This is a genomic window from Enterococcus sp. AZ080 (assembly GCF_051714945.1).
Classification (GTDB): Bacteria; Bacillota; Bacilli; order Lactobacillales; family Enterococcaceae; genus Enterococcus_B; species Enterococcus_B pernyi.
The window spans coordinates 2,891,847-2,908,113 of record NZ_JBIOSV010000001.1; the positions used below are offsets into that span (position 1 = coordinate 2,891,847).

Annotated in this window: 11 protein-coding genes; 2 read left to right on the forward strand and 9 right to left on the reverse strand. The window is 37.1% G+C overall.

Annotation, left to right across the window (positions count from 1 at the left end; genetic code table 11):
• Window positions 1–138 precede the first annotated feature (138 nt).
• Together IGK01_RS13655 and menA are read left to right on the forward strand one after the other, a co-directional pair.
• On the forward strand, window positions 139–1,236 hold the full coding sequence (locus tag IGK01_RS13655) for an FAD:protein FMN transferase (protein WP_010733914.1): 1,098 nt from the start codon (window positions 139–141) through the stop codon (window positions 1,234–1,236).
• A 12-nt stretch (window positions 1,237–1,248) separates the two neighbouring features.
• Window positions 1,249–2,202, forward strand: a complete 954-nt coding sequence (menA, locus tag IGK01_RS13660) for a 1,4-dihydroxy-2-naphthoate polyprenyltransferase (protein WP_010733913.1) — start codon at window positions 1,249–1,251, stop codon at window positions 2,200–2,202.
• 186 nt (window positions 2,203–2,388) lie between these two features.
• Here menA and IGK01_RS13665 read toward each other — a convergent pair whose 3' ends face one another.
• The 9 genes from IGK01_RS13665 to IGK01_RS13705 all read right to left on the reverse strand — a co-directional run bounded on the left by IGK01_RS13665 (window position 2,389) and on the right by IGK01_RS13705 (window position 15,872).
• The gene (locus tag IGK01_RS13665) at window positions 2,389–2,994 is read right to left on the reverse strand and encodes a hypothetical protein (protein ID WP_023520571.1); all 606 of its coding nucleotides are present in this window, start codon (window positions 2,992–2,994) and stop codon (window positions 2,389–2,391) included.
• Window positions 2,995–3,930, reverse strand: coding sequence for a hypothetical protein (locus IGK01_RS13670; RefSeq protein ID WP_010733911.1), 936 nt, complete (start codon window positions 3,928–3,930; stop codon window positions 2,995–2,997).
• A 59-nt stretch (window positions 3,931–3,989) separates the two neighbouring features.
• Window positions 3,990–7,079, reverse strand: coding sequence for a lysozyme family protein (locus IGK01_RS13675; RefSeq protein WP_438840828.1), 3,090 nt, complete (start codon window positions 7,077–7,079; stop codon window positions 3,990–3,992).
• 33 nt (window positions 7,080–7,112) lie between these two features.
• Complete coding sequence (locus tag IGK01_RS13680; protein ID WP_023520573.1) at window positions 7,113–9,455, reverse strand: VirB4-like conjugal transfer ATPase, CD1110 family; 2,343 nt, start codon at window positions 9,453–9,455, stop codon at window positions 7,113–7,115.
• Window positions 9,452–9,802 (reverse strand): PrgI family protein, encoded by a 351-nt coding sequence (locus IGK01_RS13685; RefSeq protein WP_096081861.1) that lies wholly within the window; start codon window positions 9,800–9,802, stop codon window positions 9,452–9,454. The genes IGK01_RS13680 and IGK01_RS13685 overlap by 4 nt, the downstream gene beginning before the upstream one ends.
• Before the next feature lie 9 nt (window positions 9,803–9,811).
• The gene (locus IGK01_RS13690; protein WP_023520575.1) at window positions 9,812–10,636 is read right to left on the reverse strand and encodes a hypothetical protein; all 825 of its coding nucleotides are present in this window, start codon (window positions 10,634–10,636) and stop codon (window positions 9,812–9,814) included.
• A 34-nt stretch (window positions 10,637–10,670) separates the two neighbouring features.
• Window positions 10,671–10,898: a hypothetical protein gene (locus IGK01_RS13695; RefSeq protein WP_023520576.1), complete on the reverse strand. Its 228-nt coding sequence runs from the start codon at window positions 10,896–10,898 to the stop codon at window positions 10,671–10,673.
• A gap of 412 nt (window positions 10,899–11,310) precedes the next feature.
• A complete protein-coding gene (locus IGK01_RS13700; RefSeq protein ID WP_137073100.1) occupies window positions 11,311–13,008 on the reverse strand; it encodes a VirD4-like conjugal transfer protein, CD1115 family in 1,698 nt (565 codons plus the stop codon).
• 53 nt (window positions 13,009–13,061) lie between these two features.
• Entirely contained in the window at window positions 13,062–15,872 is a 2,811-nt protein-coding gene (locus IGK01_RS13705; protein ID WP_438840829.1) for a hypothetical protein, read from the reverse strand.
• Window positions 15,873–16,267 lie beyond the last annotated feature (395 nt).

Here is a 16,267-nt window from a genome sequence, read left to right on the forward strand (position 1 = left end):
AACGCCATATCCCCCGAAAAAAAGATGTTCATTCCTGCCAGATTATATTAGAATACAAAGCATGAACTTACTTTTGATTTCGCTTAGAGATTTCTCTTTATGCGGAACATGAAATAGATAAAAAGAAATGAGGAATAGATGTTGAAGAAACGATTACTTCCTTTTGTCTTGCTCTTGTGCCTACTGACCATTGCGGGTTGCAGCACAGACCAAACAACTGAAGGAAAACAAGAGAACAACACTTCACTGCTTTCTGACCCTTACACAGACGAACAATTTTTGCTTGGTACTTACGTTCGTATCCGTATCTACGATGAAGGGAAAGAAGACGTATTAAAACCTGCTTTTGACCGAGTCAAAGAGTTAGGCGATAAAATCACGATCAATCAAAGCGGCTCCGAAGTTGATGAAATCAATCAACAAGCAGGAATCAAACCAGTCAAAGTATCTGACGATGTGTACCGTTTATTAAAACGTGCGTATGAGTACAGCGAGGACTCTCATGGAGGCTTTGATATGGCAATCGGTCCAATCACACAATTATGGCGTATCGGCTTTGACGATGCACGTAAACCATCACAAGCAGAAATCGATGAAGCATTGAAGTTAGTGGATTATCATAAAGTCCAATTCAATGATGAAGAAAAGACTGTTTACTTGCAAGAAAAAGGCATGATCCTTGACCTAGGTGCCATTGCGAAAGGATTCATCACTGATGAAGTCGTCAAAGTCTTGAAAGACCATGATGTAACGACGGCGATCGTCGATCTAGGTGGGAATGTCTATGTTCTTGGACACAGTCCTAGAGGAGAAGATCAAGATTGGACAGTCGGTATCCAAGATCCGAATCTTGCCCGTGGAACGATCCTCGGCTCGATCAAAGAACGAAATAAAACATTGGTCACATCTGGAATCTATGAGCGCTACTTGGAAGTTGATGGCGTGAAATATCATCACTTGTTCGACCCTAAAACCGGCTATCCTTTTGACAACGACATCGCTGGTGTCACGATCATCACCGATCAATCCATTGATGGAGACGGACTATCTACTGCGGTCTTCGCCATGGGTGTCAAAGATGGCTTGGCGTACATCGAGGATAAACTGAATGATGGAACTGAGGCGATTTTTGTGACAAAAGATGATAAGGTCTATGTGACAGATCCAATCAAAGACACTTTCAAACTCGCTGAAGATTCAAAATATACTATGGGCGATCGTTCTGAATTAAACTAAGGAGTAACTGATATGACACTAAAAATCTTTTTAGAAGTAGTTGAACTACGTACGAAGGTCGCTAGTGTATTTCCTTTTGCGATAGGGGTTTTATTCTCTATCGCTTTTTTTCACGAAATACAGTGGCTGAACACTTTACTGTTTTTTATTGGTATGCTTGTCTTTGACTTAGCAACTACCGCAATCAATAACTATATGGATTATGAAAAAGCACATTCGGAAATTTATAAATACGAAGAGAACGTCATTGGACGGACTGGTATTTCACCAAAACTCGTACGAAACATGATTTTAGGGATGATTGCTTTTGTCTTAGTCATCGGTATATTACTGACATTGCGGACTGGTTGGTTATTGTTGCTGATGGGGATGATTTGTTGTTTTATTGGGATTTTTTATACTTTTGGTCCTATCCCTTTATCACGTATGCCATTAGGAGAGATTTTCAGCGGTTTTACCATGGGTTTAGGGATCTTTACGATGGTCATCTATATCAACACTCATCGCAGCGATCTATTTGATTTAACCCTGTCTTTAGCAACTGGCACCTTCAATTTATCTGGCAATATCTGGGCTGTAGCCGCCATCTTTCTGGCAGCACTCCCACTTGTTTTTACGATAGCCAATATTATGTTAGCGAATAATTTACGCGATTTGGAGCGAGATATTGAAAATCATCGGTACACGTTAGTTTTCTACATTGGTCGTCCCATCGGTATCATGCTTTTTCAACTTTTGATGTATGCGTGCTATCTGATTCTTTTAATAGGTCTGATCAGTGGTATTTTTCAATGGCCGATCCTTCTGGCTTTCTTGACTTTACCAAAAATATATCTTAATCTTCAGCTATTCAAAGAGAGTCTGCCGCAGCCTATCAGTTTTAGCTATTCAATCAAAAATATGATTTTGTTCAACAGTAGTTATGCACTTGGTTTATTCGCAACGATTCTTCTCAATCAACTATAGACATAAAAGTGTCTGGGACATTAGTCCTCTTGTACCACCTAAAACCGAATAAACGGCGAGAACAGAAGTAACCTCATCGGAAATAAGGCGCCATCCACAAAAATTTGAAAAACAATTTTCGTGGATGGCGCCTTATTTCTCGAGACTGAACACTTCTTTCCCGACCTCTTTCTCTAGATCTACAGACTATCTCGTTGGTAATGGTGTACCTTTTGCTAGTGGATTTCTTGTCAATCCCTGAGTTCTTAATGCATCATTGTGTAGTTTTGCTTGTCTATTCGCTCTATTCGTCATTGCGGATAGTCTTGGCTTTCCATCTGGAGTGCCGCCTTTTTCAGCTGAATTACTTCTAGATAGTAAGGGCTTTTCAGCTGAACTTCGTCCATGGGACATTGAGGCAGTCCCCTGTTCTCTGGTCAGATGGTCTCTACTGATAACAAGTTTCCGCTTAATAGAGTTCCAGGCTTTAGATAAAGTTCCCATATCTTTTGACTCTTTATCTATTAACTTTTCTCTTCTATCTGCACGATTTTGCTGATACGTTCTGTATTTTTGTCTCAAGAAATGCCAAGCTCTGGCTAGAATCCCTTTTTCTTTTAGATCTTTACTTTTTGGATTTTCTCGTGCTTCTTTACGTTTTTGTCGAAATACCTGAACTTTTCGATATACTTTCATTCCTAATTGAACAACTTTTTTTATGAATCTATAGAGCCAAATTGGTCCTCTTTGAAAGATTCTTTTAAAAATATTTTCGAGCTTATCGATTTCTGGATCTTTATCTACGTTATTCATTTAGGTCACATCTCTTTCTGTTATAATAACTGTATTGCCCTCTTCATCTGTGGTTTCTTGTGTTCTTGAGGTGTCTGAACGACTCGTCCCATCTTGTGTCATTTGTACAGATTCATACGGCTTTTCAAATAGAGTGTTCCATTGGAAGCTTCCTTCATTTCCAAGCAGCCTGTATTGATTCGCTTCTTCAGTGATTCTAAAAGTGATTGTTTTTTGTAGATTCCCACTGTCTGTTCGATTGACGACAAAGTTGGCACCTTCATGATCGGTATCAAATGAAACAATTCGATACTCAAATGTTACTTCTTCATCTGATCTTCCTTCTTCAATTTTTTTCTGAGTAAATTTGTCTTCTCCAAACTCTAATGTAAAGGAACGACTATTGTTCGTATTTTCCCATGTTCCTTGCATCAAGATATCCATCCACATTTGTGAAACCGCTCGTTGTGCGGCTTCAACCTGCTCAGAAATTTCTGCTTCTAACTGGGCTTTTACTTCTTCTGTAGGATAAAGATACACATCTTCCCCATCATCTTCTCGATATAAGATCGTGTTTCCCATCTTAGTTTGTAAGGCAAATTCTTTGGTTTGCTTCTTATCGTTTTCTAAAACTACCTGACCACTTGTATTTAAATAATAGGTCCCTGACTCAAACCAATCACTGGAGACTTTATAGGTTCCATCAGTTGCTAATACGATTTCTGTATCATCTGGTAGATTAGAATACCAGGTGCCACTGTAGATCGTTGCGTTAAAACGATCTCTTGACTCTGTTGTTGCTTGTTCTTCTGTCGTTGAGTCTGTTGATTTACCTGTATTTTCTTGTGCAGTATTCATTAATGAATACCCTACGAGTCCAGCAACCACAGCAACAAACAATCCAAGTCCGATAATTATTTTTTTACCTGACTCTGTTTCTAAAAAATTTTTTAACATACTTCCTCCTTTCAAGATATCCTCTAAACCATCTGTCAATTATTTTCAGTGTTATCTTCTTATGGCAGGCCATATCCTGAAATAACATTACTTCCAATGGCGTAAGTTCTTCTTCTTACTAGATTGTCAGAGTTACCTTCGATGACCTGAATAATATTTCCGCCAGAATATTCAACGATTCCTACATGATCTTTTCCTGTTCTTCCACCAGTCCAGTCAAAAAATACAAGATCACCAGATTGAGGAACATAATTTTCATCATATGTTTTGAACTTATCATTCGCCTCAAACCATTCTTTCATATCAAGAACATTGGCTGTATTCAATACTCGTCCTTGTTCCAAGTATCCCGCTTCATTCGCTATCCACGAAACAAATACAGCTGACCACTCCATTCGATTGTTGAATCCAGCCCATCGCCAATACTTCTCACCATTCGGGTTACCAAGTTCTCTTCTAGCAAGCTCAGCTAATCTGCCTGTATCTGCCATGATATTTCTTGTGACCATGGCGGTATAAAACATATTGCCAAAGATGTATCGCCAGTTATAGCCCAATCCTTGCGCGACGATATGATTGAACGGAATGGTTTGATTATTACTTTTCATTTGCGCATACAAGCGCGCATCTTCAAAGGAATAAGGCGCATTTCGTTTGATCAGATCATCAAGATACGCTTCGCCATAATTATAGGCTTGAACCGCTGCCAGACCATTCAGATTATTGCTTTGTGCTTTTTTGAGCAGATAAGCAAAATATTCGACGCCTTTTTCAATCGATTCCTCTGGCGTAGTGATTCGGTCTGGAGATGATAGTGCCAGTTGCGCATTCATGATATCTGGCTGAATGGCTTCATTTCCACCAGATTCTACCCATATCATGGATAAAATGGCATTAGTAAATGCTTCAATGCCATGTTTGCTCGTTTGTTCCGCAACTCTGTTTTGCCATTTAGTAACTGCTAATGGGGGATTGATCAGATTCCCATGTAACCCGCCACCATTACGCATATAGGCTAAGTTGGTATCCGTACTAAAGACTAAATTATTGATGTAGATCGCTGGATAAACATCAGGATCTTTATGCCAGAAGCGATATTCTTTCATTGCAACTAATAAATTCCCATCAAACTGATTTCTTGTATAGCCAATCAAATCACCTGCTTCTAAGGTTCTGCCTGGCCTCACTACTGGATCAATATTGACATAATACGCATAATATAGACCTGTATCCGTTTCTATTGCTGTCGTTACAGGCGCTGAACCATCTGTATGACCAGCCTGATAACTATAGTTGATACTTTCCACTGTTTCAAAGGTGGTGGCATAAACAGGTGTTCCAGGTTCTGCTTCCAAAGCGATTTCGTAATGTTGGGTATTGGGATTACGTCGACGATAGCCAAAATTATCCACCACGTTTGCGTAGTTCATCTTACCAAATGGATTAGCCATGAAAATTTTATCTTCAAAGCGATCTTTCTCCATGATTGGGTAATATTTATCTACTTCATCTTCATCAAAAGCAATGACTCGTCCATAGTAATCATCATCCCTTGAATAACGCCTAGCCACATAGACTCCTACTTCAGGATCCGAGTCAAACATTTCACCAATTGTTTGGACATTGATTTTGACGGTAGCAACATTTTTTTTCTCACGTTTTACTTCTGTATGCTCTTCACCTGTTTCTTTATCCACCGTTATCACAACAGTTTCAACTTCTTTGTCTTTTTCAATGACGGTCGTGTAGTTGTAGACCATGTCATGTAATGCATGGATTTCATCTTTTACAGTGAATACTTTGATAGGTTCAGGTGATAATGGGTGTGGTGCGTCATGAAAAACAGCATATGTGTTATCCCTCGATGACCATGGAATCCAGACACCTGTTTTTTCAGCCACTCTTTTTCGATAGGTAACAATGGCAGTATTATCGATATCATAATCTTCAAACTTTGCATTTAAGTAGTAGATATAGTTATCTCCATTGGATACATACATAAATTGCTCTGGATCAGATTCTATCCCGTTTACTTCAAAATAGACCTCATCATGCTCTGGATCATCAACTAGTCGATTGTACGTATCATATACCTCTTTGTTTTTATAAGTATCTAACCACGTGACATAGTTGTATGCTTCGGTAATCATCATCGACTCTGTTTTTACGACAAATAAACTTAAAATCGTTGTCCAAAAAGAAACGAAGATCGAAATGATCGCAATGACCACTGCAACAATCAAGATGATTACGATCAATTTCAATAAGATAGGTAACTTTAGAATAATAAGCATGGTGATAAGCATACCAACTAAATTCAAATTACCCTCTTCATCTCGCCCAACCTTATCGATAATTAAGTCTTTGATTTTATTTTTAAAAGGATTTTTAGGCGAAATTTGATCTTTCAACATATTATCTAATTTGGCCCGCATATTCCTTTTAGCTGCTACCTTCTTTTTTCCTTCTTTTCGCTTATTGTTTCTTTTCTTTTTTTCAAGCTGTTCATTTTTAGAAAGATGCAAAGCTCTTTTTTGATTTTTATGACGTAAATTTGTTGTGTTAGTGCTAATTTTTTCTTGTTGTCCTTGTTGCTTTTCTAGTTTTACTTTACTGATATATCCTTTGTAAGTGTTACTTTTTTTTCGTTGGTTACGAATTTTTTCCTGACGGTTTTTTCTATTCAAAAATACTTGAGTATTCGTTTTTTCGTTTTTTTGTTCTGTGTCGTTATTAGTCACAGGAGCAGAAGCGATGGTTGTATCGACTTTATTAGGGCGCATCATTAAATCATGTTGCTGTTGCTTTAGTTCATCTCTTCGACTTTCTCGAATTCTTTGTCGTCGACTAATGCTCTGAGTGTTGACCGGTTGGCTTTTATTCGTGCTATCTAAAAGTTCCTGATTCACATTATTTTTATCGTTTTTGCTTTGTTTTCTCTGAAAAATTATTTGCTGGGATTTTCTTTTGATACGAGGATTGTTCCCCTTCAATAACTTCAACAGTTTTTTTCTTCGAGAAGTACTGATAGAATTATCTTTTTTTAAAGATAGTTTGCTACTTCTTACTACCATTTTTTTATTATTTGTACTAGTAGTTGTAGCATTCTTACCTGCCCTGTTCTTGTCTAAAATTTTTGAATCAGCCACTTTCCTGTTTCCTTTCCCGTATCCGTATACCTATCAAGTTTCTCCAGGTTTTGTTGACATCATCTTATAGAGCTGTGTATCTTTAGGGAAATGATCATAAAAGGGCAACGTTGTATCCCCAAACACCATAAGACCATACCCTTCTGGAGAGTTCACTACGTATTTTTCTTGTTCTTCTGAAATATCAAACAGTCTAACTAACTGTGTACGGTCTGATTTTGCTTGATTCAACATCATGATAAAATCGCTATTTGATAACATCCGTCGAGCTAAATCCGACAATAGTAAGGTTTCAACGTTCTGGGTAATGCCAGTCGGGATCGCTCCCCATTTTCGTGCACGACTCCACAGCTCAAAGAAGTAATTCTCAGAATATTCATTCGTAAACAAAAGCTGCATTTCATCAATATACAACCACGTGCGAACACCTCGTTCACGGTTAGTCGTGATGCGATTCCATACTTGGTCTAAAACAATTAGCATCCCCATCGTTTTCAATTGTTTTCCTAGATCCTTAATATCATAAATCACTAAACGTTTGGTAATGTCGACATTCGTCTCTGCAGAGAAGACCGACAAACTTCCTTCGATATAGATTTCTAGATCCATTACCAATTGCTTGGCTTCTTCTTCTTCTTGTTCTTTTAAAATATTATAAAAGTCAATGAATGTTGGTGTACGGTCATTCAACACTTCATACGTTCGACGACAAACACGGTCAATCAACGTTTTTTGTGCCGAACTTAGCCCCAATGCCCCACCAATAATCAGATCAAATAACGAAATCAAAAACTCTGATTTTAACACGACCGGATCAGTATCATCTCCGTAGTTCTCATTGATATCCATTGGATTGATCGTTGTCGGTGAATCACTAGAGATTTTGATGATCTCACCATTGAAATTTTGTCCAATGACAGAATATTCACGCTCAGGATCAATAATGATGACTTCATCATCTGCATCGCGTAGCAGTACATTAACGATTTCGCGTTTGACTGAGAAACTTTTACCAGAACCTGGTGTTCCTAGAACAAATCCATTTGGTGCTTTTAATAATTTTCGATCGAGAGAAAGAATATTTTTTGAGATCGCATTGACACCATAATACTTCCCATTTTCTTGAATCAAATCCGAAATCGTGAATGGGATAAAAATGGCGGTACTGGCTGTTGAAAGTGTTCGATCTAATGGAATCGCATTGATTCCTAACGGTAATGTCGCATTTAAGCCATTTTCTTGCATGAACTCCAATTCAATGAGTTTAAATCCAAAGCGACGAGACACTGAGTTTATTTCATCATGGACTTCAGCCAATTTTTCTTTCGTTGGTGAATGGAAATAGACAGATCCTGTTATCGCGTATAATTTTTGTCCCCTATTTTGGAGATCATCCACCAAACCTTTAGCCTCTGTTAGTGAGTAAGAGAGTTCATAAGAGAGCATCTCAAAGTCATACCCACTTTGTAACGCCTTCTTCTGCTCATCCACTTTTTGTTGTTCCATAAAAGCCAATTTTGTCTTCACTAAATCAAAGGCTTCATCTTGATCCATTGGTTCAATATGTAAAGATACAACAATTTCACGAGGGATTTCTAACATTTCAAAAAGAAACGTATCTGATAATTCAGAAGGGTATTCTTGTAAATATAATGTTTTTGCATAGTGATCATCGATTTTTACGTAGTTTTTGTTTTCTTTAAATTCCATGACTTCAGGTAGTACCTCATCGACTTCTGTTTTAACCGTCTTGTCATTCGTTAATAAGATTTCGGAAATCATATGTAATAATTTTATTTTTTCTACCTTTTTTGCTTGACTGCCTAAGCGACTAGCAAACATTTCAAAACGATCTGCTACCATCTCTAATTCTTTTTGCGCGATCTCCAACGTAGGATGTTTCTGCACAAAAGTAAATAAGATCGTTTTTTTGAAACCATTTTTTTCTTCATCTAATTTCCTTGAAATGACTTGATTCATTTCCTCACGATATGAATCGAGGAAATCATTTTTTGCCTTGTAATAAAGAACCGATTGCAAATCAGCAAGCGGTCGTTTCTTTTTATAAACAGTGAGTTGCAACTTTGTTTTACTACTCAATGAATTTAAAAAGTCGCAGTATTGAGAGAAAATTTCAATTTGATGATCGTCAGAAGATAATTGATAATTGATATCTTGTAACTCAAGCGTCAATGAATAGGTAAATTCATCGATTTTACAAATACCACTTTCATAAATCTCTTCAAATCTAAACGTATCTCTGAAAGGATCAATCTCCTCTTTCTTCTTCGATTTAGGTTTGCTAATAAATTCTTTTTCCTCATCTTTTGGTTTTTTAGTTGGTTTTAACGCTTTGAGCGCTTTTAACTTCATCATGTTTCTTGCCCGCCTACATCTTCAATTTCTTTATTCATTTCTTCCTTAGGCTTCTTTTTTCGTGTCCCTGGTGCCACGTGGTATTTGAAAAATTGTTTAAGATAGATATCAAATGTCAAGCCATTTCTTTTAAACCAGCCAAATGAAACGATTGGAATGGATGAAAGAATCATCAACCAACTTGTGATTTCCATAGGAATATTTAATCCTGCAATGAAAATCAAACTGATCAAGACATTTACTCCAGCTGCAATAGCTAAACAAAGCAGCTGCTTTAAATTCATTCCCGCAATTACCTTTTCTTTATATTCTTTAATATCCTTTGGTATCTTTACCTCAACTGCCATAGTTCCTCCTTACGATGCTGACATCAATGTTTTTGCCCATCCTTTAGTTTTATTTACAGAAAGTAATAAAGCAATCATGTAAACTGTCAAACCTAAAATAATTCCAAAAATACCTGAACCAACTTCTTCCATAATACGATGGAAGATCGTCGGATAAATCACCAGTACTAACGCGATGAATGTGCCCTGCAGACCGAGGGCAGCGAAATTCTTGAAGAACCCCTTGCTCATCACTGAAAACTCTTGGCTTGGTAAGGCACTCATCGGAATTGGTGCCATTGCACAAAATATATACATCTCCAAAAAACGAAGATAAATAGTTACTTGAACCAATACGCGAACAACAAGGGATGCTAAAAACAGGATACACATCACGAGTAGTACAACTAATTGTGACCACCAACTTAGTTGAGAGACCGCCTGTCTCACTGCATCAGCTGTATCTCTTACAGCTGATGCATTTCCAACCGTTAAAATCCTAGTGGTTAAATTGCCAGCAATGATAACCATACCATCTAAAATGTCTTGAATTCTTAAAATAACTATGTAACAAATGACGAATTTGATCAATGCTTTGATAATCATCTCAAATCCTAACATGGGAGCTCCACCTGCACCTTCAACTTTCGTTGAGATTTTTTGAAACTCTAATAGAATAAAAATTGCTAGAATGGATAAAGCAAGTGGCCCAACTACGTGTTGCTGTAGTCGTTCCACTAAACTGTAGGCATCATATATGTAACTTCGTAAATCCATTCCTAAAATATTTTTTAGATCGTCCCCATTAAGAAATGTCATGATTTGATCAAAGATGGTCATAATTGCAGATTCCATATACTATACTCCTACTCTTCTTTTTGCGTAACGATTATGGTAAAAACGAACCAATATCAAATGAAGTAGCAAACCAACCTGCAGCGACTAGAATCAATCCACCACCAACAATCTGCCAAATCCCTTGTTGTAATTGAGGGCCATTTTTATCTTTTAACGCACCAGCTAGGATAATTGTTCCCCAAATCAACCATAGTCCACCACCAATTAATGTAAACTGTGAAACTAATCCAAATACTTGTTCTAATAATTGTGCATTCATAATTTTGCTAATCTCCTTTTTTATAATAATAATTTTTTATCTTATTTCATAAATTTAGTATATGCGAAATTCTGTGTTTACTTGTATCAGTTATTTCTTCCATTAGAAATTTTAGAATAATTACGACCATTACTTTAGGAGATAAACTGGATAATCGCCTATTATCAAATGAATCTTATTTTTAGGACTAGAACCATCATTTACAATTAACCTTCGATAATAAACCGATTATATGTTATTCTTACTGGCTATTTTTATATTGCTTCAACCTACGATGAATGAAATGGCCAAATTTCACTGTTCTTTTCAGTGAACCAGCCTTTTTTAGCTAATAAAAAGCACCACATTCTCAGTCTATCATTCGAATGAAGGTGCTTTCTATTTATTATGAGTGATTCATTGATCGAACTAGTTAAGCAGATAGATTTCGTTGATACATATAGGAATCCGTCACATCGCCTAACTTCTTATAGTTTTTATGTTTCACAATATCATATTTCTTTGATAAAAATGGATGGACTCCGCGAATTTTTAAGATACATTCCTGTCCTTTGAGACTTGCTACTTCATCGGGGTCCATCAAGTTCCTTCCTAATTTCTGGAAGTTCTCACTAAAAGAACCATTGCTTCCTTTGGTGACGCTTGTATTTCTTTGTTCAATCGTTTGTTTCCCTAGCAATTTTGAGATATATTCGTGCGTACTTTGTTCCATTCCGCCTAAATATAAAAAGACATCACTGGTCCCAATAATCGTTTCCCACGTATCTTTATACAAAGTTTTTAACTGACTGATATTTTGTAAAATGACATTTGTGGAGATTTCACGGCTTCGAATAACCGAAATCACTTTTTCAAAATCAGGAATTTGTCCAATATTGGCAAACTCATCTAGGATACAACGGACATGACAAGGTAATCGTCCCTTATAAACGTTATCTGCTTTATAAACTAACATGTCAAACAATTGCTGATACATCATACTCGCTAAAAAGTTGAAACTGGTATCTGTATCAGGCAATAAAATATAGAGAATCGTTTTGACATCACCAACTGTATCTAACTCAAGTGTATCTTGCGAAACGAGTTCCTTGATACTTGGAATATCAAATGGTGACAACCGCACGCCTAGACTGACTAAAATACTTTTTGTCGTTTTATCACCAGAAAGTTTAAAAATCTTGTACTGTGATACCGCAAAGTTTGTCGGATCTTTTTGTTCTAACTCATTGAATAAAATATCTAGTGGGCTGACATAGCCAGGCACATCTTCTTCAATATCTGCTAAACGGACTAATTCAATCACGTTTCCTAACGTCCGATCTTCTGCGGTTACTTCTTGAATCAAATAGCTAAAAATAGCCATCAATAGGGCTGTTTCAGCTTTTTCCCAAAAATCGTCTCCGCCTTTTTTATCCGGGTTCGTCGTATTTTTGATGAGATTGTTCACGATTTTCAAGATATCATCCTCAGTTTGAATATATTGAAACGGGTTGTACTGATGCGTATCTCTTCGGTTGATCAAGTCAAAAATCTTGATTTGATAACCCGCTTCTTCAAACATTTTGCCTGTTTCAGCTAATAATAAGCCTTTAGAATCACTGACGACATAAGAGGAATGCATTTGCATCAAGTTAGGTTTTACATAAAATCGCGTCTTACCACTACCGGCTCCTCCCACCACAACGACATTTTTATTTCGGTTGAAATTATCGTTTCGTGTAATCTTCATACGTCCTGATAATGATAAGCTTTCGCTCTTCGTCAACAAGATATTGAAATCTTTTTTCTTATCAAGAAATGCACGGATGTCGCTGTACTTTCCCCATCGTGCACTTCCATATTCTTCATTAGGGCGGGTATTCTTCTCATCAAACGTCTTATATAAGATAAAAAGTACATAGGAAATAGCAACAACCGCTGCTATCCCTAATGATATCGGTTCATAAGAAAATTGCGGAGCAAATCTAGAAAGTTCTTCAAATGTTCGGTTGAATGTCGTTAGTAAATTATCTGCAAATGATAAATTCCCCGTATTCTCTGCTAAAAATAAATAACCAATACGATTACTCACATAAAGCAGAATACCAATTACTAACACATGCACTACCATAAGCTGCCGGGAATTTTTCAAATTTTTTATTTCCTTTCAGTCAAAGTTATTTTTTATAATTGTGTCGTTATAGTTTTCTTATTATTTTGAATTTGAACCTGCGTTTGCTGACTACGTGCTCGGTTATTTCGCTCATTTGATAATTGCAATGAGTTTCTTCTTAATGACTCAAAGCTTGCTTGTCGTCCGATGTCAGGACCCGTACCGGAAAAACTTGCGCGACGTTCGATTAGCTGATTTCCTCTGTTTGTCAATGCGACTGGTTCTTTCGAGCCAGAGGGTGTTGGTTCTACCTTCGTTTGCGATGTACTTAGCTGAGGTTGTGTACTATCTCTTAGTTTCATCTCAATGACTTTCGATTCTTTCGCCGTCTCAGTGGTTCGTTCAGATCTTTCTGTCGTTTTTTGTTGCTCATTGGTCAGGGCTTGCTCAGGTGCTTTCGCTTTTTCATCAAGACCAGCGATCGCAGATACTTTCTCTCTAAATTCTTTTGAATCTAAAGATTGACACTTCCCTAACTCTTGGCCTTCTAAAATTTTTTCGTTAACTTTTTTTTCAAATGCCAAATCCTCTCTTTTGGCTACACGACTTTCAATTCGTTTGAACACAAACTTGTCTAATAATTGGATACCGATTCCAATACTGACACCAATCAAAGCCACGGCACCTAACTGCATCAAGAATGGCGCAGCCATAGAGGTTGCAAGCATCGGCACTAGCGCAGATAGGGCAAACATTCCACCTATCCCTAGAGCCAGTGGTACAGCCAACATGATAAATAAGGATAATTTATTTTTCATCACATAATCAAACATCCGCTTCGGCGCATGACGGACTGTTTCCCACGCACGTTTGGCTCTTGACTGTTTTTCTTCTATTTCAGCTATGTTTGCACCTTCTTTGGTTGGTGCTTCCATCGCTACAACTTTGCCTTTGAGATCCTTAGAAGCTAATCTTTCTTTTGTTACTTCAGATTTCTCTATTCCTTCTACCAATTTCTCATTTACTGGAGTTGCATCTTTCATTTGTTCCGCTGGCTGTTTTTGTTTTCCAAAAGTCAATTTTTCGCGTACTTTCGACAATCCACGAGCAATTGGACCAAATACTCTTGGGAACTTCTGTACTAACTTATTGAATGCTTGCGGAATTTTCTTTTTCGCATAAATAATTGCTTTTGAACCAAAAAAACTGGCAGTGACAAAACCAACTGCAGCATTCACAAACTGTTGCCCAAAAATAGTCATAGCTGTAGATGGTAATATGGAACCCACCCATGACATACCTAATGGTAACATGGCAATCGGCCATAGATTCAACAACCATCTAGCTGCACGGATTTTTCGGGAATTTCTGAAAAATGATTGTTTTAATTTTGAATGATCTAATTCACTCAACTTTTTCGTTTGTTCTTTTATTCCACGAGTTTCTTCTTGTAAGCCTTTGATATCTTTATCCATCTGTTTTACACTTTCAGTAGATAAATCTTTGGTCAATTTTTGCAGTTTTTCAGGATCAGCCAAAACCGCTTTAAGTTCCTTTAAAAACTGCACATCCTCGGTCGTATTGCTCTGTTTGATCCGCTTTAATAAGTCATCAGTATTCTTGTTTTTAGCTTCGATCAACTCTACTTTTGCTTGAAGATTTTCGACATACGCTTTGATAAGCTCTGCTTTTTTACTTTCAAGATTTTCGCTTACAACAGATTCTTTTTTAGGTTCTTCCACTATTGGTTTCTGTAGCTTCGTTTTTTCTGGCGCCTCGTTCACGATCACATTGACCTCTATCGGAGGCGGGTTTTTTTCAACAGTAGCACTATCGACTTCATCTTTTTTTGGTTCTTCCGCAATCACTGGAGTTGGCTCGCGTTCAATCGTAGGTGTAACAACAGTCGCCTCACGATCAGCCTTACTTAGGACAACTGCTTCCTTTGCTTGCTCCGCTTTCACTTCTACCGAACGAACGATTTCTATTTCAACCTTATCGGTATAATCAATCAAGCCTTTTGTTTCAGCAATTTCATTTTGATATCCTTCTTTTATTGCACTAATTGCTTGAAATTTTGACATTAACACTTCGTCTGAATCATTTTTATTTACTGTAAATTCAGAAAAAGAATTGGAACGTCGCAAAGGTTCTAGTTGATCTGTGTCTACCGCAACTTTCTCTATCTTATCCTTTAATTCTTTTTGGACGATCTCAATTTTTTTAACTTTCTCTTCCGCTAATTGGACCTTTTGTTCAAGGACTGTCTTTTTACTTTTCTTTATTTTTCCAATTTCAGCCCTTAACTTATTGACCTCATCTTCTTTTGCTACTAGTCCTACTCTATGGGCGGTCAATTCTTTTTTAAATTCGTCTTTTTTGATCAATGCGAGAACGATTGCTGAATCAACTTGCTGGTCTTTTGTATTTATTTTTAAAACACTTTGACCACTTCCATATTTGTCTAATTCTTTTTGATGACTTTCCAGAGTCGTTTGAACTTTTTTTAACCTCGCGTGTTTTCCGGCATACTCATCGTCGATAGCCTGTTGCTCAGAAAAGCTGATGGCTCCAATCCCCTTGATGGTCGCTATGTCTCGTTGTAGACGAATAATTTCTAATTGGTAATCAAGGATTTTAAGCTCTTTGGTAATATTTTCTTTCTTATCACGGATTAACTCATTATGCGTCGTATCAAAATTTATGTCTTTGCTTTCATTTCTGATTTTTTCATCAATTGGAGATCCAATGATTCTGTTGATGATTGCTTCATTTTTATATGAAAATATAGATAGAAATGATTCATTGATATTACTTTTATTATTTTCTTTAAGCTTGTCTTCTCTAAGCATCTTTTCTTTAGATATATCTTCTATAGACATCCATCACTCACTCCTCTCTCTTTTCCTTTGTATTATCTCGAGTGTCCTGTCGTTAGAGATTGGCCAGAATAGGTACGCAGCCGAGTCGTTTGTTGTTGGGCTTGTGATACTCGCGTATTCAATCGACTCTCTTGCGATATGCTTGAACGGATAGACGTACGATCTAAGTTATTTCCTCTTTGCTGTGAAGCTACTTCACGTGAACGTGTAAGCGCCTTTTTTTGTGCCCTTTTTTCCCATCCCTTTCTAACCATTTTTCCAATGAACTTTCCAAGTGCTTTGGTGACTACCCAAAGTATTTTAAATATCAAAGATAATGCCTTGAATGCTATACTGTATACCCCAATCAGTAAAAATATTGCTAACTTATTCAACGAATTTTCCAGCTCACTTTC